Genomic DNA, 23,564 nt, shown 5'->3' with positions numbered 1-23,564 from the left:
GAACAAGGTCCGGCAGAGACGCCGGATGGCGCGGGGCATCGGTTCCAATCCGGCATCGCCTGGCCCCACCGGACACGGTGGATCAGCAGACAGGGCAGGGCGCAGCAGCGCTGCACCTGGTCAGGACCGGATCAGCAGGCCAGCAGCGGCGGGCCGCGAGCTCCCAGCGTTCCCCGTGCGGGGGCGCGGCGACAGTCGACCAGACCCGACAGCGATCGAAACACGGCCGGCCATTGCGTCAGCAGCAGGAGCAGCGCCACGAGCAGGCTGATGAGACGGGCCGCAATCAGGCAGTACTCGCAGTCCACGCCCATCTCATGGCTGGCATGCGGATCGGCAGGCGCTTCGGCAGCGGGGCTGGCCTTTCCCTGATCCCTATCGTGATGCGCGTGATGGCCCGCATGCGCGTCGGCATCCGTCATGGCGTGATGCGCCGCATGCGGATCGGGTGCCGGCGAGGCCTCCATGACGGGCGCGTTCACCGGCGCCAATGCCCGGCTGACCATGGGCGCCACGATCACCAGCGCAATCGCCAGCAAGGCCCATGCATGAAGCCAGCGGTGGAGGAGGGACGCACGCACCGGCCCGATGGTAAGGCATGTCTGTCGGGATTCCCGGCGAAAATGCCCGGTTCGTGCTCGATTGCGACGGTTTGTCGCAGTCTGGCGCTGGGTAGCGTGGCCTCCGGAGTGGCCCATGGGCTGGCCCCGCGCCCCGCATTGCACATTGACAATTCTCCAAATAGGACGCTTATATCCTATATGGGCCTACACCTGTCCCCGGTCGTTTGCGTTGGCCGGGCAGGCAGGTCAGAGGATTCTCAACCGCCTGCGGCGCAACGCAGGCTTCAGCACGCCATTCAAGAGAGCACGACATGACAGCAGTGAAGGGTTGGCGGCGGTTTCGTCGGTGGGTGAAGTGGATCGCGCTGGGTCTGCTGGCGGTCGTGATCCTGATCACCCTCATCGGGGTGGTCTACGAGGCCTTGGCACGCCGGAGCGCGGCGACCGATCATCCACTGCGCGGCCAGATGGTCGATGTCGGCGGACGCCAGATGCATATCGAGTGTCGCGGCAGTGGCACCCCGACCGTGATCTTCGAGTCCGGTCTCGGCACGGGCGGCACGATGGACTGGACCCGGGTGCACGACCGGATCGCCCGCTTCACCCGCGCCTGTGCCTACGACCGCGCCGGCATCATGCGCAGCGATGCGAAGGACACCCCGCAGCGTGCGTCGGCCGTGGCCGATGACCTGCACGCCCTGTTGAAAGGCGCGGGCATCACCGATCCGCTGGTGCTGGTCGGCCATTCCATCGGCGGGCCGTACATCCGGACCTATGTGGGGCGCTACGGCGATCAGGTCGCCGGGCTGGTGATGGTCGACCCCTCGCACCCGGATCAGATCGCCCGGCTCGGCAGCGTGGTGAGCATCGATGTCCACCCGAAGAAGGTGTCGCTGTTGATGCATACCGCCACGGCACTGTCACGGACCGGCCTGGTGCGCTTCCTGTTCTCGCGCGCCGATCATGGTCCACGCCCGAAGGATGAGGCCGCGGAGATCACCGCCTTCTCCAGTGCCTCGGTCACAGGCGCGACCGCAGAACTCGACGGCTTCGACAGCACCATGGACGATGCCCGCGCGGTTACGTCGTTTGGCGACCGCCCGGTGATCGTGCTGACCGCGTTGAAGCCGTTCAAGCCCGACGAGCTGAAGAAGATGGGCCTGACGGCGGAGGAGGGCGCCCGGTTCAAGCAGGAATGGCGCACCTTGCATGCCGAGCAGGCCGCCCTGTCCAGCCGCGGGCAGCAACAGATCGTGAGCGATTCCGGCCACTACATCCAGATCGATCAGCCTGATCGCGTGGTGGATGCGGTTCGCGAGGTCGTGGATGACGTGCGTGCGCAGGCGCGCACCAACAAGGAGATGCAATGATGAAGCGCACCCTGCTCTGGGCGGGCGTATCGATGCTGTTCGCCGCCAACGCGGCCGCGGCCGACTATGACCTGGTGATCCGCGGTGGACGCGTGCTCGACGGTGCCGGCAATCCGTGGGTCCGTGCCGATGTGGCGGTCAAGGAGGGGCGGGTGGTCCAGGTCGGCCAGGTCCCCGGCAAGGGCACCCGCGAGATCGACGCAACGGGGCGCTATGTGTCGCCGGGCTTCATCGACATGATGGATCAGTCCGGCGCGGCGCTGCTCAAGGACGGCGCGGCCGAGAACAAGTTGCGGATGGGCGTGACCACGCTGATCGGCGGCGAGGGCGGACCGCCGGTGCCTGCGGCGGGGATGCCGGGCTACTTCAAGCAGCTCGAAACGCAGGGTATCGCGGTCAACTTCGGCACGTACTACTCCTCCACCCAGGCCCGCGTGCACGTCATGGGCGATGCCGCTGGTGCGCCGACCAGGAAGCAGCTCGATGCCATGGGCGAGCAGGTGAAGATTGCGATGGAGGCCGGTGCGTTCGGTATCTCCAGCGCCTTGATCTATGCACCCAGCAGCTTCCAGAGCACCTCCGATCTGGTCTCGCTGGCCAAGGTGGCCGCGCAATGCGACGGCTTCTACGCCACGCATATGCGTGACGAGAGCGAGGGCGTGGTCAAGGCCATTGAAGAGGCCATCGAGATCGGCGAGAAGGGCGGCGTCAAGGTGGAGATCTTCCACTTGAAGGCTGCCTATGCGCCGGAGTGGGGCAAGCTGATGCCCCAGGCACTGGCGACGATCAATGCAGCGCGGGACCGCGGCGTCGATGTTGCCGCCGATCTCTATCCCTACACCGCCGGCGGCACCGGGCTGGAGATCATCGCGCCGAGCTGGGTCTGGGCCGACGGGCTTGAGAAAGGTATCGAGCGCGTGCGCGATCCGAAGGTGCGCGAGCGCATGAAAAAGGAGGTCGCCGCCGGTTCGATGCCGGGCTGGTCCAACCTGGTGCATGCGTCGGGTGGCTTCCAGAACGTGCGCCTGGCCAACAGCTTCAGTGAGAAGTACCGGCGCTTCCATGGCAAGACGCTGGCCGAGATCGGTGCCGAACTGAATCTGGACCCGGCGGATGCGGCCTGGGACATCGCGCTTGAAGGGTTGCCCAATCGGGCGGTCGCGCTGTATTTCATGATCAGCGAAGAGGATGTGCAGCTCGCGCTGCGCCAGCCCTGGGTGAGTATTGGCAGTGACGCGGCCGCCGCGGTGAACTACGGCAGCGACGGCGCCATCGGCCTGCCACACCCGCGCGCGTATGGCACCTTCCCGCGGATCCTCGCCGAGTATGTGAAGCGGCGTCATGTGCTGACGCTGGAAGACGCGATCCGCAAGATGACCAGCTGGCCCGCACAGCGGATGGGGTTGAGCGATCGCGGGCTGATCCGCGAGGGGATGCGCGCCGATATCGTGCTGTTCGATCTGGACACGCTGGACGATGTGGCGAGCTGGGACGCGCCCGCCGGCGCGCCGACCGGCATCGAAACCGTGATCGTCAACGGTGTGGTGAGTTTCGAGGGTGGCAAACACACCGGCGCCCGGGCGGGCTCGGCGCTGCGCCACCCATGCCGCACGCGCTGATCCACGTGCGCGCTCCAACAAACACGGGACACACCTCATGATCCGACACGCCTCCGGCTGGAGTCTTCTCTCTCTGGCGCTCGCCGCCTCCGCGCCAGCACTGGCCGCCGCACCACCGATCACCAGCGCGGAGGATCTGGGCACCGCGGTCTCGGCACAGATCGCCTGCGCCGGCATCTTCGTGGCCAACCGCGCCGAGGCCGACGTGCTGCGCGACGACATCCACGCACTGGCGCCATTCACCAGGACGGTGGCGCTGGCGGTCGATCGCAAGGCAGGGACGGTCACCGCCTCCGCGCCTGGGACGGCCAGCCGGACCGCGTTGCATCGCCCGGCGGTCGGCTGCACGCTGACCACGGGCGACGTGCCGCTCGCGGCGCTCAAGGCCCAGGCGGCCCAGCTCACGCCACTATCGCCACTGGCGGCGCGCCCCTGGCCACAGGGTGACCGGCCTGTGCCGGCGCTGCAGGCCGCCGCAGAAGGGAAGCTCGACCGTGCCGCACTGGACGCGGCCGTGAGTGCGGCCTTCGATGAGCAGAACGTGGGCGGTTACCCGGACACCCGTGCGATCGTGGTGGTGCAGGGTGGGGCGATCGTTGCCGAGCGTTACGCGCCTGGCTTCAACCAGAACACCCGCATGTTGGGCTGGTCGGCCACCAAAAGCATCATGGGCACGCTGGTTGGCCTGCTGGTGGATGACGGCGTGCTCAAGCTGGATGACCCCGCGCCGGTGCCGGAATGGAAGGGCGAAGGCGATCCGCGCGGCGCGATCACGCTGCGCCAGTTGCTGACGATGTCGAGCGGGTTGGCCTTCGTGGAGAGCTACAAGCCCGGTAACGAATCGATCAAGATGCTGTTCGAGGCCGGTGACATGGGCGCGCTGGCGGCCGCGATGCCGCTTGAACATGCGCCAGGCACGCACTGGAGCTATTCCTCGGGTACGACCAACATCCTGTCGCGGATCGTCTTCGAGGCCACCGGCGGCACCCTGGAAGGCATGACCCGATTTGCACAGACACGGTTGTTCGAGCCGGCCGGCATGCGCAGCGCGCTGATCGAGCCGGACGAGTCCGGTGTCCTGGTCGGCAGTTCCTACGGGTATGCAACGGCACGGGATTGGGCGCGCTATGGGCTGTTGCATCTGAACCACGGCGAGGCCGATGGCAAGCGGCTGCTGTCGCCGGAATGGCTCCAGTTCGCGGTGACGCCCACGCCAGCATCACCGCGCCCCTCATACGGCGCGCAGCTGTGGTTGAACCGGGCCGCGGCTGCAGAAGAAGGTCGGAAGGTGCTGCAGGACGTGCCTCCCGATGCCTTCATGGCGATGGGCCACAACCATCAGATCATGGCGGTGATTCCCTCGCAGGATGCGGTGATCGTGCGTCTGGGCTGGACACCGGAAGGGCAGAAGTTCGACTGGAACAAGTATCTGTCGCAGATCGCGGCCGCACTGGCACCGGCCCCGGTAGCTGCGAAGTAAGCCGTAACGAGGCACGAGGGAGGGGCGCCGGACACGGCGCCCATTGACAGTTCTCCGTGCGGAGAACTAATGTCTCGATGTGAGAATTAATCACCTTGAGGCAGGGAAAGCAGATGTGCTCGATCAAGCTGTTGGCAACGCCCGCTGTGGCGCGTGACGTGGCCGCATCCGGAGTGAACGCCTGATGGCCCGCCTCACCCTCGGCATCGCCGTCGACGCGCTGCGTCTGGCCGCACCGTTCCGCATCGCCAGCCACGTCTTCGACAGCCGGCTGGCCTGCCTTGTCACCCTGGATGACGGCACGCACGTCGGCCGCGGTGAGGCGACCGGCGTCTATTACCTGGGCGAAGACATCGAGACCATGCGCCTCCAGCTCGAAGCCGTGCGTGATGCCATCGAGGCACACCCCACGCGCGAGGAACTGCGCGCGATCCTGCCAGCCGGTGGCGCTCGCAACGCGGTTGATGCTGCCCTCTGGGAGCTGGAATCGAAGCAGGCAGGCAAGCCCGTATGGGCGCTTGCAGGGCTGCCGCCGCCGCGGCCGCTCCCCACGACCTTCACGGTCGGCGCCGACGAGCCGACGGCGATGGCGGCCGCCGCGGTCGCGTATCGCCAGGCGCGTTCGATCAAGGTCAAATTGACCGGTGACCTCGACCTGGACATCGCGCGCGTCGCGGCGATCCGTCAGGCGCGGCCCGAGGTATGGCTGGGGGTCGATGCCAATCAGGGTTACCAGGTCGGCGGTCTCGAGCGGCTGGTGGCAGCCATGGTGGACGCCGATGTAGCGCTGATCGAACAGCCGCTGGCCCGGGGGCGCGAAGCCGATCTGGACGGATTCGTGTCGCCGATTCCTCTGGCCGCCGATGAAAGCGCGCTCACCCTGGCCGATGTCGACGGCCTGAAGGGTCGCTTCAACGTATTCAACATCAAGCTCGACAAATGCGGCGGCCTGACCGAGGCGCTGCTGATCGCCGCCGCGGCGCGCGAGGCCGGGCTTGGCGTCATGGTCGGGTGCATGGTCTGCAGCAGCCTGGGCGCTGCGCCGGGCTTCGTGGTCGGGCAGTTGTGTGATCTCGTCGACCTGGACGGGCCCACCTTCCTCAAGCAGGACCGCACGCCCGGGGTGCTCTATCGCGACGGCACGATCTGGTGTGACGAAGCAGTCTGGGGCGCCGGACGCTGAGGTCCGGGGCGGGCCTGGCGCATGAATTCATGTCAATGCTGCGACGCAGGATTGACAGTTCTCTGAACAGGACTATTGTGTCCTACATGGGCTTACGCATAGCCATTCATCCCAGGAGCGTCACTGCCAGGCCGGCCCCCACCCCAGCACGACGGGGTGCCCTGACTGCCGCATTCCGTGCCCATTGCCGTGGGCGTCCAGCTTCGCTACCGAGGTCTCATCACATGAGTCACTGTTCGCTCCGAATGAACGCGTTGTCGCTGGCCTGCACTGCAGGCATCCTGGCCCTGGGCTGCAGCGCCACGGCACTGGCACAGGTCGCCGCCGAGAACCCCAACCGCGACGACGTACATACGTTGGGCACTGTGACCGCGACCGCGCAGAAACGCGTGGAAGTGGTCACCGATATCCCGATGTCCATCAGCGTCATCAGCGAAGAGCAGCTCGACCGCCTCCAGGTCAACAACATGAATGACCTGGCCGGGCTGGTTCCCGGCCTGCAGATCACCAGCCTCGGTGCGCCGGGCCGCTCGACGATCTCGATCCGCGGCATCACCCCGATGGGCAATACCGCCTCGACCTCGATCTACGTTGACGACGTGCCGCTCACCGCCAATGGCTCACTGTCCGGTGCGACCTCCGGCATGTTCGACCTGCTGCCGTACGACGTGCAGAACGTGGAAGTGCTGCGCGGCCCGCAGGGCACGCTGTACGGTGCCAGTGCGCTGGGCGGCGTGGTCAAGTACGTCACCAAACGGCCGGACCTGGAGTACTTCTCGGGCCGCGCCGGCGCCACGATGCGCGTTGTCGACGATGGCGGCCGGGTGGGCCATTCCGAGCGCGCCGCCGTCAATGTGCCACTGGTGAAGGGTCAGTTGGCCCTGCGCGCCAGCTACGCCGAGCAGACCAGTCCGGGCTGGATCGACAACAGCGTCCTGCATCGCCGCGACACCAACGATGTGTACCAGAACGCCGGCCGCCTTTCGCTGCTGTGGAAGGCCTCCGATACGGTGGACGTGCTGCTCACCGCGATGCGCCAGGAAAACAAGGGCGACAATTTCGCGACGGTCGCGCTCGACCCGGCCACCTTCAAGCCGAAGCTGCCCGGCTACTCAAACGAGTATCTGTTCCTGCAGCCGAGCACGATCAAGTACGACGTGTACGGCCTGACGGTGGACTGGGATCTGGGCTGGGCCGACTTCACCTCCGCCAGCAGCTGGATGAAATCCAATTCATGGCGCCTGCAGGACCAGTCGGTGGAGTACATCCCCTTGCTGGGGCAGAAGCCCGGCGTGGGCCCGGTGATGGCGTACGCCGGCCTGGACACGGATATCGAGCTGAAGAAGTGGACCCAGGAATTCCGCCTGACCTCCAAGGGCGACAGTCGCCTGCAATGGCAGCTCGGCGCGTTCTATACCGATGAAGATGCCGCCTACATCGAGCGCGGCAGTGCACTGAGCCCGGCATTCAATCCGGTGCTTGATCTGTTCACCGCCTCGGTGCTGACCACGTATAAAGAGAAGGCCCTGTTCGGCAATGCCACCTGGAAGTTCACCGACCGCTTCGATCTGGCCCTGGGCGTGCGCCATGCGCGCAACGACCAGGAATTCCGCCAGACACTCGGCGGTCCGTTGGGCGGCGATGGCGTGCAGCGCATCACCGACTCCTCGGAAAGCGTGACCACCTGGAGCGCCAGCCCGCGCTTGTTCCTGGGCGAAGACACCATGGCCTACGTGCGGGTCGCCACCGGCTACCGCGCCGGCAGCCCCAATCCCATCCTGCCGGCCGCCCCGGAGGTGCCCGCGCAGGTCAAGTCGGATACGTTGATCAACTACGAAGCCGGCCTGAAGAGCCACTTCTGGGATCGTCGTGCGCTGGTGGAAGTGGCGGCATTCCGGATCGACTGGGACGACATCCGCTTGAACCTGCTCACGGCGCAGGGCATCTCCTATGGTGTCAATGGGGGCGAAGCACGCAGCCAGGGCGTTGAATTCACCGGCGCGCTGATGCCCGTCGACGGCCTGCGCCTGAGCGGCAGCCTGACCTACACCGACGCCACGTTGACGGCTCCGATTCCCCCGGCCCGTCCGGGCGGCCCGAACCAGGCCGAATCCGGCGCCCAGCTGCCGCAGGTGCCCGAATGGGCCGGCAGCCTGCAGGCCGACTACCAGTTCCCGACGAGCGGCGAATGGGGCTGGAGCGTCGGTGGCGCGCTGCGCTATTACGGCGAGCGTGCGGCATCGGTGGCCTCAACGCAGTCCTTCGACCTGCCCAGCTACACCACCGTTGACCTGACTGCCGAAGTGAGCAGCCAGAACACCACCGTGCGCTTCTTCATCACCAACCTCACCAACAAGGACATCTACGTCGCCGCTGGCAGGACGATTCCTGCCGCGGGCGCGCAGCAGTACCGGCGCTGGAATGCGGTGATGATGCAGCCGCGTACCGTGGGTGTTTCGTTGGATTACAGCTTCTGATCCAGCGGGGCAGGGCAGTGCGGCCCCTTTGGGGCCGTGCTGCCCGGTAACCGTGGCCGAAGCGGATATGCTTGCACGGATCCCATCCCATCCCGACCCGCAGGCAGCAGCGCGATGCACGCCAGAAGATGTTCCGTCCTGCTTTCTGCTGCGCTGCTGCTGTGTGCAGCGCTGCTCACCGCTGGATGTGCACGCACCCAGCGGGAGACCGTGTTTTCGTCAGACACGCTGAAGGTCGTGGCCGTGACGGAAAGCAGGCTGGATATCAACAGCAGCAAGTACCAGCACCACACCACGTACGCCGTTTACGTGAATGGCAGTGCGCTGTCAGATAGCGACTTCGCGACGCTGCTGCAGGATCATGACGCCACAGACGCCCCGTTTGTGCATACCGATGCGGTGGTGCTGGACGAAGACGCAGTTCTGATGGCATCGCACAATCGTGACAGCTCACGCTGCTGGACAACGCGGCTTTCCGCGAGCCGCAGCAGGGCGACGCTGGAGAAGATCACGGCAGGGACCGTCGACTGCGGCATCCGTCCGGCACCGCCGGGCTGGCGGGCGCTCTACACAGACCGCAGTGATCTCATCCTGGTCCGTGAACACCCGTTCCAGGTCCATCCCATCGCGGGGTACGCGTACGTCCTGTGGATCGATGGCGACATCGCCGCCCTGTATCACAAAGACCGGGACCATGAGCGACTGGTCGTCAGGCTGGCGAGGATTTCGTCCGACACGCCCCTCGCCGAGCAGGCACTGCCGATGCGGACCTATGCGGAGCCGGACCTTCTGTATGCCTCGCCTGAGCTGCGCCGCCAATGGCTGTTCGATAACTTCACGGTGGCCATGGGGGCGTCCCCCTCGATCCAGCTGCGCCCCGATCATCGACTGGAGACGATCACGCCCGAGGTGTGGGCGCAGTACCAGGAAAACGACCGGCAGAACAAGGAACTCGATGCCCAGGCACGTGCCGCCGGGGACGCCTGGATCGAGGCCCAGCGCCGGGAGCTGATGGAAGCGGACGCGACAGCGCGCGACGCCACGAAGTAACGCTGTCCGGCCCCTCGTCGAGCATCGCTGACGAGCAGCAGCATCATGACCAGTCCCTCCAGCAGGCGCCTGCTGGCGCGCTCTGGACAACGTAGAGATTTGGTATGTTGAACACCCTCAATTCCGGCATTCCAGAGGTCTGGTGTTTCAGTGATAGAGACCCGCCTGCTCCAACAGTTCATTGCCGTGGCCGAGGAGCTGCACTTCAATCGCGCCGCCGAGCGGCTGCACATGGCGCAGCCGCCGCTGAGCCAGGCCATCCGCAAGCTGGAGGGCGCCGTCGGAGCCCCGTTGTTCGAGCGCACCCCTCGCAGCGTCGCGTTGACACCGGCGGGGGCAGCCTTCCTTGAGACCGCGCGCCGTACCGTGCAGTCGCTGGAGGAGGGCGTCGCCCAGACGCGCCGCGTGGCCCAGGGCATGGAGGGCCACCTGACCCTGACCTTCATCAACATCGCCCCCTATGCCTCGTTGCTGCAGGCGTTGCGCCACTTTCGCGAGCTCAACCCGGGCATCGCCTTCACGATGCGGGAGGCCAGCACCCAGGAGCAGGTCAACGCCCTGGAGCAGGGAGAGGCGGATATCGGCTTCATGCGGACACCGGGCACCACGACGCCGCACCTGCGCATGGAAAGGCTGCTGAGCGAACGGATCTGCGTCGCGCTGCCGGCCGGTCATCCGCTGGCGGCGAAGGCGGGCATCGACCTGGCATTGCTCAGGGACGAAGCATTCGTCGCCTCGCCCCGGACACTCGGCAAAGGATTTCATGACCAGCTGATCGGCCTGTGCCAGACAGCCGGGTTCGTGCCCGACATCGTGCAGCACGGCCGGCAGATGCAGACCTTGATTGCCTTGGTGGCTGCGGGGTTCGGTATCGCGCTGCTTCCCGCTTCGCTGGCGACGGAAACGCGCGAGGACGTTGTGTTCCGTCCGCTCCAGGTGGAAGCGGCGGAGGACGTGTCACGGCTGGAGCTGTTCATGGCGTGGAACGAGACCCGGACCTCAGCGATCCGCGACCGGTTGATACAGGCGATTCTGCAGACCCGTTCTCTGCCCTGAGGTGACAAGACGCGCGGCGTCTTGCTGCAGTATGTAAACCGTCCTTCACCCGCACATGGCCAGGCACTAGGCTTCCGCAGCTCTGCTGGATAGGACCTGCGATGCCTGCTGCCATTTATGTGTTTTCCCTGTGCGCGTTCGCGTTCGGGCTCTCCGAGTTTGTGGTCGCGGGATTGTTGACCACCATTGCCGATGACCTCGGGGCGCGGATATCCCTCGTCGGCACGGCCATTGCCGCCTATGCACTGGGCGCGGCCATCGGCGCACCGTTCATCACCGCGCTGGTCGCGCACTGGCGGGACCGGCAGATCCTGCTGCTGGCCACGGCGTTGCTCGGACTGGGCAGCCTGCTGATGAGCGCCTCGCCCAATCTGGTCACACTGCTGGCCATCCGCTTCGTGGTCGGCCTCGGCCACGGCGTCTTCATGGCGGTCGCCTCCGACGCGGCGACCCGGCTCGTGGACCCGCAGCGATCCGGCCGGGCGCTGTCGGTCGTGTGGATCGGGTTGACCCTCGCGCTGGCGTTCGGCGTTCCGATCGGCACGTACCTGGGCAGTCTCTGGTCGTGGCGCGTGGTCTTCCTGTCCATCGGCGTCCTCAGCGTGGTCGGCATGCTGGGTCTGGCGCTGTGCATGCCGAGGGGAGCTGCCGGTTCGGCCCCGTCCCGCGGCGGCGCATGGAAGGGCATCCAGGCCATCATCCATCCCCAGCTCCTGACGACGGCCGGCATCGGCGCGCTGGTGAGCGTCGCGACGTTTTCGTTCTTCACCTTCGTCTCGCCGTATCTGCAGCAGGTAACTGGTGTGGACGTGCAGTGGCTAAGCCTGGGCATGCTGTTGTTCGGCGTCTGTGCGATCGCAGGCAACCTGCTCGGGGGAGCGCTGGGCGACGCGATGGACGGGGACCGCAGCCTTCAGTTGGCACTGTGCGCGTTGGCGTTGAATCTGCTCGGGCTCTACGTGTTCGCCAGCATGCCGGCCATGATGATGCTGCTGATCGGCACGCTGGGCATCTGTTTCTTCTGCATCGTGACGCTGCTGACGCTGCGTCTGCTCAAGCAGGCGCAGCGCTTGATTCCCGCCTACAGCCCGGTCGCGGCCGGGTTGAACATCGCCTCCTTCAACCTGGGCACCGCGCTCGGGGGCGCCATGGGCAGCCTCACGATCAGCTATGCAACGCTGGCATCAGTACCGCTGACAGGGGCCGTGGCCGCGGTACTGGCTGGCACCGTGTTGTATCGCCTTGCTCGCCGCAGGCACGGATCGCCTGTTTGAAGTGGTGGATCACGTCCGCTGCCGTTCAATACCCGCGAGATGCTCTGGAGCAGTCACTTCACTTGAAGCCGGCTGCCTTGCAGGCATCGACGAACGTCGCGCCTTGTTTATCCATGGCCGTTCTCACGCGCTTGCTGGCGTTCACAAGCGCCCCGCTGGGGGTGGCCCATTGCGCTTCCGGCAATGCCTGGGACCAGGCTTCCACCACGGCCGGCAGCGAAGGACGGCCGCGGCGATGGACCCATTCGGCGAGCAGGTAGGGCAGCTTCCAGAAGGTAAGGACACGCCACGCGTACCAGCGACGGAGCGGCCAGTAGGAGCGTTTGTCGTAGCCATACTTCTCCCGTTGTTCCAGCGTCAGATCATCACCGCCATCGTCGAGCGAACCCATCGCGCGAGCATCCTCACGCTCGATCTCAAAGGTGTGCATGCCCTCATACGGCTTCAGTCGATCCTTGGTCGGGACCAACCCCAATGCCTGGAACCATGGGTTGGGTGCATTGAACAACTGCCCGTCCTCCATGTAGTTCCGGATCGACGCCCACAGGCCCAGTGAGTGCGAATCACTGGGTTGTGGCAGCAGGACAAACTGCACGGTGTCGCGCTCTTTATCCTCCAGGCCCATGCCGAAGGTGTACTGGCGCGTTGTGCCATACGGGGTGATGCCTTGTGAATTGGACACCCAGGCAACGATGCTCTCCCAGGGCACGATCAGGGCACGGCCGCTCTCGCGGTCGATGTAGCACACCTCGCGACGCTGACGGTTGAAGCGCACCGGATAGGGCTTTGCGCGTTTGAACTCATCCGAGAACATCCCGTAGGCGAATGCCCCCAAGGGGAGGATGCCGAGAAGCGCGCCGGCAGAAAACACTTGAATGAACATCTTCAAATCCGCCCATGCCGTCGGGAAGTTCTCCGGGTAGGCGAGCACCAGGTAGAGCATGATGAGCGCGGGCACGATGAACGCGAGCACGAGCAGGCCGACGATTCCGCCGGCAAGCATTTTGCCGCCCTCTACGGTTCCCCAGTTGCTCCCTCCCAGGTCCAGGAACACATCATTGATGTCCGAAAAATGGCGACGGGAGGATTGCACCTGCCCGGTGTACACCGGCAAGGGAGACAGGAACAGCGTCTCGGTCGCGCCTTCAACCCGGATCTCGCCCGCTGAAGGGCGTTGACTGCGGACGTCGAGCGCAGCGGTCGCTGCCACAGTCGTGCGGCTCTTCCTGAAGAGTCGTTGAAACATGCAAGCTCGCCGGGCGGACAACCGCGCATGATTTCACAGGCACTATCGGCTGTCACCATCCCCTGGAATCACAGCGTCTACCAGTTCCAGCGCATGCCCAGCTTGCCGTTCCACGCGTTCTCGTCGCCATTGAAGCTCCAGCTGTAATCGAGATCGGCAAACAGGTAGCCGGTCTGGGTGACCTGCCAGGTTCCGCCGATGCCCACTTCGCCCCATGAGCCGCCCATATCCACGGCGAACGGCACGTAGCCGCTGTTGGTGGCGAACGCGGCGCGGGGCGTGCCGCGGAACTCGTGCCACACGTTGGCGCGCAGCCAGGCATTGCTGCTGCGGGCCTCACCCTGCGCGGTCTCGTGCTGGCCGGTGCGATTCAATCGCGCGCCGATGCGCCCGACCAGCGAGTCACCGTCGCTGAAGTGCACCTGCGCGGTGTGATCATCGAGGTCGTCGACGTCGATCTGCTGCCAGATCACCTGCGCCTGCGGCTCCAGACGCCAACGCCCGTCCTCGCCGGAGGACCCGTCGCCCTCGTTGAGGATGAACGGCCAGCCGCCTTCCAGCGACAGCGCCAGCCCATCGGCATCGACAAAACTGTCGGACGTGCGCGGGGACTGCAGGCGCATGTCATACCAGGTGTACTGGGCCACGGCGTCGATATAGGCGCCTTTGGCGGAGAACGCTGTCCAGTAGCCGCCGACCGAGCCGGCCTTGAACCGGTCAGTGCCAGCATGGAAGCGGTAATCCAGGAGGTTGTGCCGCACCTCGCCCTTGCCTTTGCCATACGCGAGGTAGACACCGGCGTGACGGCGGCGCAGGTCATCGGCATCCACGCGCCGGTAGAGGTCGGTACCGATCTGCAACGCATCGAAACGGTAGTCGAAGTCGGGCCCGCGATCGCCATAGATGCCGCGCCGGCCACCATCATGTTCGCCGTCGTGGCCGAGATAGCGCATCCAGGCGCCATTGAATCCGCTACGTTCGGTATCCAGGTCGCCGCGCTGATGCAGCAGCTGCTCATCGCCGATCCGTTCGTGCAGGGTATCGATCAGGGTGCGGCCGTACACCTGGGCCATCGCCGGTACGGCCGCGATCAGCGACACCTCCTGGCGATAGGCCGGGGGCGGCGAGGGGCTGGGCGGTTCAGGGGGCACGGGATCCGGCGGAGCAGGATCCGGTGGCGGCGGGAGAGGAGGGGCGGGGCAGGGCGGTACCGGCGCGCCCGGGCTGGCGCAGTCGATCACCGAGCGCAGGTACCAGCTGTTCTCCACATCCGCGCCGGAGACCGTGGCCGCGCCACCGCGGAACAGGAAGTACTCGTACGGACCCGCCACCACCGGTGCCGCCAGCGCGAAGTTGTCGGGCGTGCTGGTGGCGTTGCTTGCCTGCACCACGCGGATGCCATCGGCCAGCGTCCGGTCGCCACGTCCGCCGGTGTTGTGTATCTCCAGCACGCCCGGGCCACTGCTGCTGCCATCCACCACGACCAGCTGGTCCGAGGGCGAGGCATCGTCGCCCAGCCAGGTGTTCAGCGCGAGCGTGCCATTACCGCTGTAGCGCGACACGGTCAGGGTTCTGTAGCTGACCACTTGGACGGGATCTCCGCCAGGCACCGCGAACGCGATCCGGCTGCGATCATTGAGCAGCGTGGTGAGCGTGGAGCTGCCGGTCAGGTTCCACAGCGTGTCATGCAGCGCCACATTGGAGAGGCTGCCGGGCAGGGTGATCGCGGCGCCGGTGAGCACGCTGCCGGTCGCGGTGATGCTGGCAAGGGTCGGGGTGTCGGCGGCCGGCAACACACCCTGCGGCGCCGGTAAGGCCATCGGCAGGGGCACTGGCGGATCATCGGGCGGAAGGTCCGGGGGAAGGAGCGGGACAGCGGCGTCCCGCGGTGCCACCGCTGGCGTTGAGCGTCATCCCGGGGCGGCCTGAGTTGATGATGGTCGTTCCAGCGCTGTCGATGGTGCCGCCGGTGGCGTTCAGCCCGATGCCACCCGCGCCACCGCCGCCGATGTAGAGATTGCGCGCGGTGATGCGGGTTGCCGCGCCATCGGCACGGATACCGCCCCCGCTTCCCGAGGTGGTCAGGATACTGTCGGTGACGCTGACCTGCGCGCCAGCCTGGCCATACACGCCGTTGGCATTGAGATCGGTGGTGCGCGTGTCCAGGCGCAGCAACGCCGCCTGTGGTCCGACCCCGCCGACGGCGCCCTGGACCAGCACGGCGTTGGCGTTCATCCCGTGCGTGGTGATCACCGTGTCTGCTGCCTGCAGCCGCGAGGTCGCGGAAGCCGCCTGGGCTACCAGCACGCCGGTGCTGTTGTTGCCGTAGGTCTCGATACGGGTCGTGGTGCCCAATGGTGAGCCATCGGCCGCCACGTCCAGCCGCAGCGTGCCACCCGTGGAGGACACCTGCGCGCCGTTCGCCCCGGTGGTGCCGGTGGCCACATAGGCGGCAGGATCCGTGGTGGCATTGCCGCCGGCATCCACCGGCAGGCCATAGCTGGCGGCGGCAGGATCCGTGCCGAGCTGTACGCCGGTCAGCAGGGCATTGCCTTGGCTGACCACGGTACCGCCGCTGGCGGCCTGCAGGCCAACCGCCGCGTTGCCGCCGGCAATGCCGGAGGTGTAGATCGCACTGCCGCTCAGCGTGAGCGTGCCTGATGTCAGCGCATGGCCAGCGATGGCACCGTTGAGCAGCGTTGAGAGGCGAAGCCCGTTTGCCGTAAGCGCGCTGCCACCGCCTTCGGCGCGCAGCGCATTGCCGGTCTGTCCTGCAGCGATGACGACACCCGGCGCTCCTGCCAGTGTGACCGTGCTGCCGCTCCCGGCCAGCACGCCGTGCGCATTCTGCCCGGCCACGCGGATGTCCAGCCCATCAACCTGCACCTGGGAGGTGCCGGTGGCCGACAGCCCGTGCGCGGTGATGCCGGTGGCGTTGATGGTCAGCCCGGACAAGGTGCCTTGCGCATCAGCGAACACCAGGCCGGTCGCGCCGGTGCCGGTGGTATCGATGGAAAGCTGGGATGCCTGGAGGCGCGAACCGGTGGCAAAGCGTCCACCACTGTTGTTGTTGCCGCGGGTGAGGATGTTCACCGCATGCACGTCGAACTGCGCGCCGCTGGCGCCGAGCAACCCGTGGCTGCCATTGGTTGCACCGGCGCCGGTGCCGAGGATATGGATCGATGTGGTGCCACCCGTGGGAACGCCGGCGCTGTCCACATTCAACCGGACGGTGCCGTCAATGGCACTGATGCCGTGGGCCGCCGTTGCGGCCTTGCCCACGTAGGCATCGGGATCGGTGACGAGATTGCCGCTGGCGTCCACCGGCAGACCGTAGGTGGCGGGATTGCCGGGTTGCGTCCCCAGCAATACCCCGGTGGCAATGACATCGCCGCTGCCGGTGAAGCGGCCGCCTGCGACCTGGATGCCTTCACTGTTGGCCAGGGACGTGTAGAAACGCGTGCCGTTGGAGGTCAGCGTGGTGCCTGCCTCCAGGCGGGCAGCAGGCCCCCCGGCGCCCAGCCGGCTGACGGTGGAGCCGGCCGCCAGGAAGTTGACCGCGCCCGCGTTGGTCGAGCAGACCGTGGCCGTGTTGGCGGCACTGGTGATCAACGCCACCGCGCCGGTAGCGTTGATCACGCCGGCATTGGCGGCATAGAAGGCCGGTGCACCGACGGTGGTCGGCGCGTAGGTGCCGCTTGCGACCGTCAGGACCGTGCCGTTCGCGCGGACCTGCTGGGCGGGTACGCTTGCCGGTACCGTGATACAGCTGGCCGCGTCCACGCTCTGCGCCAATGCGCACCAGGGCGCCGACGCAGCCAGCCCGACCACGAGCAGGCTGCCGCGGATCGATTGCGGTGACACGAACGTACCCGCACACGTCACGCCGGAGGCTGCTCGGCGACCAGATCGGGAAGTCTCCACGTTTTATCCATGATGTGCTGTGTTGATCTACATGCACGACGTCGCCACGCATGGCGGGCACCGGGTGTGACTCGAGTCTGGCCACAGCGCTCCACGTGCTCAACCGCAATACGTGCGGGGTGAGGTCAGTAAAACTACCGGCACCCGGGGCGCACAGCCTCCCGCAGACATCCGACGCAGCGCTGACATCGGCCCGGGTATAGTGATCCTGACTTCACCGTAAGGATCGAAGCTATGCAGAAGGGCTCGGATCTACTGGTCAAGGCGCTGGAGAACGAAGGCGTCGACCGCATCTTTGGTGTGCCGGGCGAGGAGAATCTGGACTTCCTTGAGTCGCTCCGGACCTCGCACATCGAGCTGGTGCTCACACGCCACGAGCAGGCGGCCGCGTTCATGGCCGCCACCCACGGCCGGCTCACCGGCAGGCCAGGTGTATGCCTGGCCACGCTCGGCCCGGGCGCGCTGAATTTCTCCACCGGCGCGGCCTATGCCCACCTCGGCGCGTGGCCGATGATTCTGATCACGGGGCAGAAGCCGGTGATGAGCGCCAAGCAGGCACGGTTCCAGATCGTGGATATCGTGGCCTCGATGAAGCCGCTCACGAAAATGACGCGTCAGATCGTCAGCCCGGCCGCGATTCCGGCCACGGTGCGCGATGCCTTCCGCGTGGCCATGGAAGAGCGCCCAGGGCCGGTGCATCTGGAGCTCCCGGAGGATGTCGCCGGCGAGGAGGTGGAGGATATCCCCGTCATCCCGGTTCATCCGCTGGAGCGTCCGATCGCACCGTCTGCCGCGCTCGACCGCGCAGAAGCGGCCATCCTGGCCGCCAAACGGCCGCTGGTGATGATCGGTGCGGCGGGAAGCCGCCCGTGGCTCGCCGAGGCGCTTTCCGCGTTCGTCACGCGGACCCGCCTGCCGTTTTTCAACACGCAGATGGGCAAGGGCGCCGTCACCGGCGGTTCCAACCTGTACATGGGAACGGCCGCGCTCTCCGAGGGCGACTATGTCCACGAAGCCGTTGCCCGTGCTGATCTGATCATCGCCATTGGCCATGACACGGTCGAAAAGCCGCCCTTCCTGATGAAGAGCGGCGGCGGCCCCAAGGTCGTCCATATCAGCTTCCAGTCCGCCACGGTGGAGCAGGTGTATCACCCCGATATCGAGGTGCTGGGCGACATCGGGGCTTCGGTGGATGCCCTGGCCGGGCGGCTGGAAGGCCGCTTGGCGACTGACGAAGGCATGATCGCGCTGCGCCAGAAGATCCTGGCCCGTCTCAACGACCGTGCCGAGGAGGACCGCTTCCCGGTCACGCCGCAACGGCTGGTACATGACGTGCGCCAGTCCATGCCGGACGACGGCATCGTCTGCCTTGACAACGGTATGTACAAGATCTGGTTCGCGCGCAACTACCGCACGCATGTCGCCAACACGTTGCTGGTCGACAATGCGCTGGCCACGATGGGGGCCGGCCTGCCGTCCGCCATGATGGCCGCGATGCTGTACCCGAAGCGGCGCGTCCTGGCCGTATGCGGTGACGGCGGCTTCATGATGAACTCGCAGGAGATGGAAACCGCCGTGCGCCTCGGACTCAACCTGGTGGTGGTGATCCTCAACGACAGCGCCTACGGCATGATCCGCTGGAAACAGGCGGTGGATGGCTTCGAGGATTTCGGGATGCGCTTTGGCAATCCGGATTTCGTGAAGTATGCCGAGGCCTACGGCGCCAAGGGGAGCCGGGTGACCGCAGTAGGCGACCTGGTGCCCATGATCGAAGCCGCCTTCGCAGGCGGCGGTGTCCACGTGCTGGATGTGCCGATCGACTATGCCGAGAACACCCGCGTGCTGGTGGACGAGCTGCGCAACCGCACGCCGGACGTGGGCTGCGCGTGATCGCCCTCGCTGACCCTTCCGCAAGGAGCTCAAGATGTTGACCGTCGTACAGGCTTTTGACCGCGCCCCTATCGCTGAGATCGGACTGGATACCGCCGCCGCGCTGGAGCGCAAGCTCAGTGCCGCCGAGCGGGTTTTCAAGAACCGCGACGGCTGGCTCGCCCCGCACCAGCGTATCGCCATCCTGCGCAAGCTTGCCGCCCTGATGGATGCCAAACGCGACCACCTCGCCCTGCAGATTGCACGCGAGGGCGGCAAACCGCTCCAGGATGCGATCATCGAGACCACACGTGCGATCGATGGCGTCCACAATGCGGCCGACGAGCTGCGCAACTTTGCCGGCCGCGAAATCCCGATGGGTCTTTCCGCAGCGTCCGAAGGCCGCTGGGCGTTCACGACCCGGGAGCCCATCGGCATCGTGGCGGCCATCTCGGCGTTCAATCACCCGCTCAACCTGATCGTCCATCAGGTCGCGCCGGCCATCGCCGTGGGTTGCCCGGTCATCATCAAGCCGGCCTCGGCAACGCCACTGTCCTGCCTGGAATTCGTGGCGATGGTGCATGAGGCCGGGCTGCCCGAACCGTGGTGCCAGAGTTTCCTCCCCGAAGGCAACGACCTGGCCGAGGCGCTGGCCACCGACAGGCGCATTGCCTTTCTGAGCTTCATCGGTTCGGCGAGGGTAGGGTGGTCGCTGCACGCCAAGCTGGCACACGGCGCACGTTCGGCGCTGGAGCACGGCGGGGTTGCGCCCGCCCTCGTCGACCGCAGTGCTGACCTGGCCAGGATCATCGAGCCGATCGTCAAGGGCGGCTACTACCATGCCGGCCAGGTGTGCGTGTCCACACAGCGCATCTTCGTCCACAACGACATTGCAGACGCCTTCACCCAGGCCCTCGTCGCCCGGGTTGAACGGCTGCGTACCGGCGACCCGACCCTGAAGGACACCGAGGTGGGCCCGCTGATCCAGCCGCGCGAGGCCGACCGCGTGGCCGAGTGGATTGACGAAGCGGTGAGCGGCGGTGCGCAGCTTGCCACCGGCGGCAAGCGACTTTCCGAGACCACACTGCAGCCCACCGTGCTGCTCGATCCGGCCAGCGACGCGCGGGTGACCACGCAGGAAGTCTTCGGCCCGGTGGTGGCCGTTTATCGCTACACCGACCTCGACGAGGCGATCGCGCGCGCCAACGCCCTGCCCACCGCCTTCCAGGCCAGCGTGTTCGCGCAGGATATCGACATCGCCATGCGCGCCGCCAACCGGCTGGATGCCTCGGCCGTGATGATCAATGATCCGACTGCGTTCCGCACGGACTGGATGCCTTTCGCCGGCCGCCGCGAATCGGGCTATGGCACGGGCGGGATTCCGTACACGATGCGGGACATGTCGCAGGAGAAGATGATTCTGATGCGGCGGAGTTGAACCTCATATGGTCAGGTCGGTATCTGCAGAAAAGCAGCGTGAGTACGACGAACTGAAGCGCTTCTTTGTTCACTGGGAGACACATCTCACGCCGCAACGGGTGTTGGGGCTCGAGCACCCGCACAATCCAATCAATGTGCTTGCGGTCTACGAGCGCCAGCTGGGTGTTTCACGTGTCCTGCCAGGCCTGAAACAAGCGGTCAATGACATCCTGGAGGACTTCGGGGATTTCTCGCCACAGCAGATCGCTGCAGCAGATGCCTCTCTAGCCGGGGCTGGTGCACCGACGATGAGTCAGCTCTGGCAGCGCCGCTCTCGTCACTACAAGGCTCTCCTGCGGCGTGGCCGCCTCCGCAATGACACCGAGTACTATCTGGCCTCGTCGATTGTGTGTGATACCGCCTCGCCAGTTCCTCCCAACGAACTGGACCTTCTGGACAGGATGGTGGCCAACTATGAGTTGCAGCGGACCTGACCCTCTACACGCGCCATGGCTCGACGCCAGGGAAATGATGGTCGTACTTACTGATGCCTGACACCTGTCACTTGTGATGGGTCGGTGCAAAGCGAGAATGGAGCCATTCCCGCGCGGCGTGCATCGCCGGCACCCGCCCACATCAAGGACTCCCCGTGATCATGCTGCAGCACCTCATCTCGAACACCCCTGTGTGGGTCTGGGCGCTCCTGGTCTTCCTGGTCAGCCGCGGCATCGCTGCCATGAGACCCGGTGAAACCTCGCTCACGAAACTGGCCATCGTGCCGGCGCTCTTCACCGCCTGGGGGGCCTGGTCGCTCGGCCACCGTTTCGGCAGTTCCTGGGAGGCGTGGGGGGAATGGGTGGTCGGCATCGGTGCGGGCATGGGCCTTGGGTGGATGCTGCTGCGACGGGCAACGCTCACCGTCAACATATCCACGGGGAGGTTGTGGCGCAGTGCGGACTACAGCCTGCTGCCGCTGCTGCTGCTCACGTTTGTGGTGAAGTACGGCTTCGAGGTAGCGCTTTCCGTCTCCCCTTCGCTCAACCTCGATGTCGGCTTCCGCGCCGCCTATCTGTTGTTGTCGGGCGGGTTCACCGGCGTCTTCATCGGAAAGTACCTGCGATACCTGCGCGCCTCGCGGCTTGCCATGCCGCGCTCGGCGCTGGAAGCGGCCGGCTGAGGCCACCTGGCGTTACACGCCCCGTCTCTGCGATGCCAACATCGATCTCGCGAGAGGCTTGGTGTCTGCCACCGATGGCGGCACACTGCTGCTGGTTGTGGCGTAGCGCCACCAGGCAGGAGAGGTATGCGTGACTGATGCAGCAAAACAAACACTGACGATGCGCCGCGCCAGCGTGGCCGATGCGCCCGCTGTACTGCGGTTGTTCGACGAGGTGATTGCCTGGTTCGTGGCCATCGGCAACCCACAGCAGTGGGGTAGCGAAGCGTGGTCATCGATTCCACGCCGTATCACCCAGGTGAGCGACGCCTGCGCGCTGCCGGGTGCTTGGGTAGCGGAGACCGCACAGGGCGAGGTGCGTGCGTTCCTGGCGTTGGGAGACGCCATGCCTTACGTGCCGGCAGCGGTCGAGCCAGAGCTCTACGTGCGTGTGCTGATTGCTTCGCGCGATCCGCGCGTGCGCGGTATCGGCCGCCGGCTGATGGCGTTCGCCGACGAGCAGGCACGTGCCGCGGGTGTCGCTTACGTGCGCGTGGATTGCTATGCCGGGGGCAGTGGCGACCTGGTGCGTTTCTACGAATCGTGCGGTTACGAACGGTTGTCGACCTTCAACATAGACGGTTGGCCGGGTCAGGTTCTTGACCGCCGTTTGTGAAGCAGTCGTCGGCTAAAGGGCCAGCAAAGGCCTCGAAACAGACGCCCGCGTGATCAACTGGTAGGGCAGCACATGGTTCACGGTGGCGCGCGCCGAGGACGCGGGATGCCGGATCGCGCGCAGCAGGATATCGATGGCCGTGTCCGCCATCGCGGCCACCGGCTGATGGATGGTCGTCAGTTCCGGCCACACCATCGTTGCCGCGGAGGTGTCGTCGAAGCCCACCACCGAAAGATCCCCTGGCACCTCCAACCCGCGGCGATGGGCGACGGAAACCACGGCCGACGCCATGTCATCGTTGCTGGCGAAGATCGCGCTGGGCGGCTGGGGCAGCGTCAACAACCGTTCGGCCGCCTCCAGCCCGGAGCGGTACGTGAAATATCCCGGCTGGACGAGCGTGTCGTCGTAGCCGATGCCGGCGTCAGCCAAGGCATCCCGGTAGCCTTGCCAGCGGTGCGCGCTGGCGGTCTGATTTGGATCGCCGGTGATGTAGCCGATGCGGGCATGCCCGTAAGCGATCAGATGCGACACCATGTCGTGGCTTGCCTGGCGGTCATCAATGCGCACGCACGACAGCCGGTCGCTGAAATGGCTGGATGCGATGGAGACGACGGGAATGCCGGCGGTCACGAAGGTGTCGACGATGTCCTGTGATTCGCACAGGGGCGGCGGAAGAATCACGCCCGCCACGCTGTTGGACAATTGCCGTGCTGCCTCGCGACGTTGCTGGCTGCCCAGTTCATCCCAGGTGGCGATCACCAGCTGTGCCGCTGCCCGGGTGGAGCCACGCAGCGCGCCCACCAGCAGTTCGCGCAGGTAGCTGGAGCTCGGATTGGTGTAGATCAACGCGATGCAGGTGTGCTGCGCCGCGGCCAGTGCGCTCGCCGCAAGGTTGGGGCGGTAATCCAGTGCGAGCACGCTGCGCATGACACGCTCCCGGTTGCCGTCACGCACCCCCGCATGGCCGTTGATGACGCGCGACACCGTCATGGCGGACACGCCGGCGTGCGCCGCGACGTCGTCGATGGTGATGGCGCTGGCTTTCCGACGCACGGCTTTCGGGCTGTTTTTCAGGACACGCGCTCCTTTGTTGCGCTGCATGATGACAAGCGCGACCCCGGATGATTAGTCTGCGGCCGTGACGTGATGGTAGCGCTACCACTTGGCCGGGGTAAGGGCCAACGGGTACCCCCCCTTTACCA

The 23,564-nt window shown here is 66.1% G+C and carries 18 protein-coding genes; 13 read left to right on the top strand and 5 right to left on the bottom strand.

The window, feature by feature from the left end:
- Positions 1-131: 131 nt before the first annotated feature.
- Positions 132-530 (bottom strand): hypothetical protein, encoded by a 399-nt coding sequence (locus ABE546_RS01320; RefSeq protein ID WP_313219202.1) that lies wholly within the window; start codon positions 528-530, stop codon positions 132-134.
- A gap of 344 nt (positions 531-874) precedes the next feature.
- Between ABE546_RS01320 and ABE546_RS01315 the strand changes: the two genes are divergently transcribed.
- From ABE546_RS01315 to ABE546_RS01280, 8 genes are all read left to right on the top strand, one after another.
- The gene (locus tag ABE546_RS01315; protein ID WP_313218430.1) at positions 875-1,933 is read left to right on the top strand and encodes an alpha/beta hydrolase; all 1,059 of its coding nucleotides are present in this window, start codon (positions 875-877) and stop codon (positions 1,931-1,933) included.
- A complete protein-coding gene (locus tag ABE546_RS01310; protein ID WP_346462396.1) occupies positions 1,933-3,552 on the top strand; it encodes a D-aminoacylase in 1,620 nt (539 codons plus the stop codon). The genes ABE546_RS01315 and ABE546_RS01310 overlap by 1 nt, the downstream gene beginning before the upstream one ends.
- A gap of 37 nt (positions 3,553-3,589) precedes the next feature.
- A complete protein-coding gene (locus ABE546_RS01305) occupies positions 3,590-5,032 on the top strand; it encodes a serine hydrolase (RefSeq protein WP_346462394.1) in 1,443 nt (480 codons plus the stop codon).
- A 184-nt stretch (positions 5,033-5,216) separates the two neighbouring features.
- Positions 5,217-6,215 (top strand): dipeptide epimerase, encoded by a 999-nt coding sequence (locus tag ABE546_RS01300; protein WP_346462392.1) that lies wholly within the window; start codon positions 5,217-5,219, stop codon positions 6,213-6,215.
- A 224-nt stretch (positions 6,216-6,439) separates the two neighbouring features.
- The gene (locus tag ABE546_RS01295) at positions 6,440-8,692 is read left to right on the top strand and encodes a TonB-dependent receptor (protein WP_346462390.1); all 2,253 of its coding nucleotides are present in this window, start codon (positions 6,440-6,442) and stop codon (positions 8,690-8,692) included.
- 114 nt (positions 8,693-8,806) lie between these two features.
- Positions 8,807-9,742, top strand: a complete 936-nt coding sequence (locus ABE546_RS01290) for a hypothetical protein (RefSeq protein ID WP_346462389.1) — start codon at positions 8,807-8,809, stop codon at positions 9,740-9,742.
- A 150-nt stretch (positions 9,743-9,892) separates the two neighbouring features.
- Complete coding sequence (locus ABE546_RS01285) at positions 9,893-10,798, top strand: LysR substrate-binding domain-containing protein (protein WP_346462387.1); 906 nt, start codon at positions 9,893-9,895, stop codon at positions 10,796-10,798.
- A gap of 101 nt (positions 10,799-10,899) precedes the next feature.
- The gene (locus ABE546_RS01280; protein WP_313209798.1) at positions 10,900-12,072 is read left to right on the top strand and encodes an MFS transporter; all 1,173 of its coding nucleotides are present in this window, start codon (positions 10,900-10,902) and stop codon (positions 12,070-12,072) included.
- Between the two features lie 58 nt (positions 12,073-12,130).
- On the opposite strand, the gene ABE546_RS01275 is transcribed toward ABE546_RS01280, so the two are convergent.
- The 3 genes from ABE546_RS01275 to ABE546_RS01265 all read right to left on the bottom strand — a co-directional run bounded on the left by ABE546_RS01275 (position 12,131) and on the right by ABE546_RS01265 (position 17,182).
- On the bottom strand, positions 12,131-13,318 hold the full coding sequence (locus ABE546_RS01275; protein ID WP_346462385.1) for a hypothetical protein: 1,188 nt from the start codon (positions 13,316-13,318) through the stop codon (positions 12,131-12,133).
- 77 nt (positions 13,319-13,395) lie between these two features.
- Positions 13,396-15,150, bottom strand: coding sequence for an autotransporter outer membrane beta-barrel domain-containing protein (locus ABE546_RS01270; protein WP_346462383.1), 1,755 nt, complete (start codon positions 15,148-15,150; stop codon positions 13,396-13,398).
- A gap of 7 nt (positions 15,151-15,157) precedes the next feature.
- Positions 15,158-17,182, bottom strand: a complete 2,025-nt coding sequence (locus ABE546_RS01265) for a hypothetical protein (RefSeq protein ID WP_346462381.1) — start codon at positions 17,180-17,182, stop codon at positions 15,158-15,160.
- A gap of 294 nt (positions 17,183-17,476) precedes the next feature.
- Here ABE546_RS01265 and ABE546_RS01260 point away from each other — a divergent pair, with 294 nt between their 5' ends.
- From ABE546_RS01260 to ABE546_RS01240, 5 genes are all read left to right on the top strand, one after another.
- Positions 17,477-19,132 carry an acetolactate synthase large subunit gene (locus tag ABE546_RS01260; protein WP_346462379.1) on the top strand — a complete coding sequence of 552 codons (1,656 nt, stop codon included), beginning with the start codon at positions 17,477-17,479 and terminating at the stop codon, positions 19,130-19,132.
- Between the two features lie 34 nt (positions 19,133-19,166).
- Positions 19,167-20,549: an aldehyde dehydrogenase family protein gene (locus ABE546_RS01255; RefSeq protein WP_346462377.1), complete on the top strand. Its 1,383-nt coding sequence runs from the start codon at positions 19,167-19,169 to the stop codon at positions 20,547-20,549.
- 7 nt (positions 20,550-20,556) lie between these two features.
- Positions 20,557-21,024: a hypothetical protein gene (locus tag ABE546_RS01250; RefSeq protein WP_313209785.1), complete on the top strand. Its 468-nt coding sequence runs from the start codon at positions 20,557-20,559 to the stop codon at positions 21,022-21,024.
- A gap of 155 nt (positions 21,025-21,179) precedes the next feature.
- Positions 21,180-21,707, top strand: a complete 528-nt coding sequence (locus ABE546_RS01245) for a DUF6622 family protein (protein WP_313209782.1) — start codon at positions 21,180-21,182, stop codon at positions 21,705-21,707.
- Between the two features lie 130 nt (positions 21,708-21,837).
- On the top strand, positions 21,838-22,362 hold the full coding sequence (locus ABE546_RS01240) for a GNAT family N-acetyltransferase (protein WP_346462375.1): 525 nt from the start codon (positions 21,838-21,840) through the stop codon (positions 22,360-22,362).
- 12 nt (positions 22,363-22,374) lie between these two features.
- On the opposite strand, the gene ABE546_RS01235 is transcribed toward ABE546_RS01240, so the two are convergent.
- Positions 22,375-23,463: a LacI family DNA-binding transcriptional regulator gene (locus ABE546_RS01235; RefSeq protein ID WP_346462373.1), complete on the bottom strand. Its 1,089-nt coding sequence runs from the start codon at positions 23,461-23,463 to the stop codon at positions 22,375-22,377.
- Positions 23,464-23,564: the final 101 nt, after the last annotated feature.

This window comes from Stenotrophomonas sp. TWI377 (assembly GCF_039674525.1).
Taxonomy (GTDB): domain Bacteria; phylum Pseudomonadota; class Gammaproteobacteria; order Xanthomonadales; family Xanthomonadaceae; genus Stenotrophomonas.
Note: the sequence above shows the minus strand (reverse complement) of the source record. Positions and strands in the feature narration are given on the sequence as shown.

Coding starts and splice junctions, on each gene's coding strand:
- ABE546_RS01315 (WP_313218430.1), top strand. CDS start 875: ATGACAGCAGTGAAGGGTTGGCGGCGGTTTCGTCGGTGGGTGAAGTGG.
- ABE546_RS01310 (WP_346462396.1), top strand. CDS start 1,933: ATGAAGCGCACCCTGCTCTGGGCGGGCGTATCGATGCTGTTCGCCGCC.
- ABE546_RS01305 (WP_346462394.1), top strand. CDS start 3,590: ATGATCCGACACGCCTCCGGCTGGAGTCTTCTCTCTCTGGCGCTCGCC.
- ABE546_RS01300 (WP_346462392.1), top strand. CDS start 5,217: ATGGCCCGCCTCACCCTCGGCATCGCCGTCGACGCGCTGCGTCTGGCC.
- ABE546_RS01295 (WP_346462390.1), top strand. CDS start 6,440: ATGAGTCACTGTTCGCTCCGAATGAACGCGTTGTCGCTGGCCTGCACT.
- ABE546_RS01290 (WP_346462389.1), top strand. CDS start 8,807: ATGCACGCCAGAAGATGTTCCGTCCTGCTTTCTGCTGCGCTGCTGCTG.
- ABE546_RS01280 (WP_313209798.1), top strand. CDS start 10,900: ATGCCTGCTGCCATTTATGTGTTTTCCCTGTGCGCGTTCGCGTTCGGG.
- ABE546_RS01275 (WP_346462385.1), bottom strand. CDS start 13,318: ATGTTTCAACGACTCTTCAGGAAGAGCCGCACGACTGTGGCAGCGACC.
- ABE546_RS01260 (WP_346462379.1), top strand. CDS start 17,477: ATGCAGAAGGGCTCGGATCTACTGGTCAAGGCGCTGGAGAACGAAGGC.
- ABE546_RS01255 (WP_346462377.1), top strand. CDS start 19,167: ATGTTGACCGTCGTACAGGCTTTTGACCGCGCCCCTATCGCTGAGATC.
- ABE546_RS01250 (WP_313209785.1), top strand. CDS start 20,557: ATGGTCAGGTCGGTATCTGCAGAAAAGCAGCGTGAGTACGACGAACTG.
- ABE546_RS01235 (WP_346462373.1), bottom strand. CDS start 23,463: ATGCAGCGCAACAAAGGAGCGCGTGTCCTGAAAAACAGCCCGAAAGCC.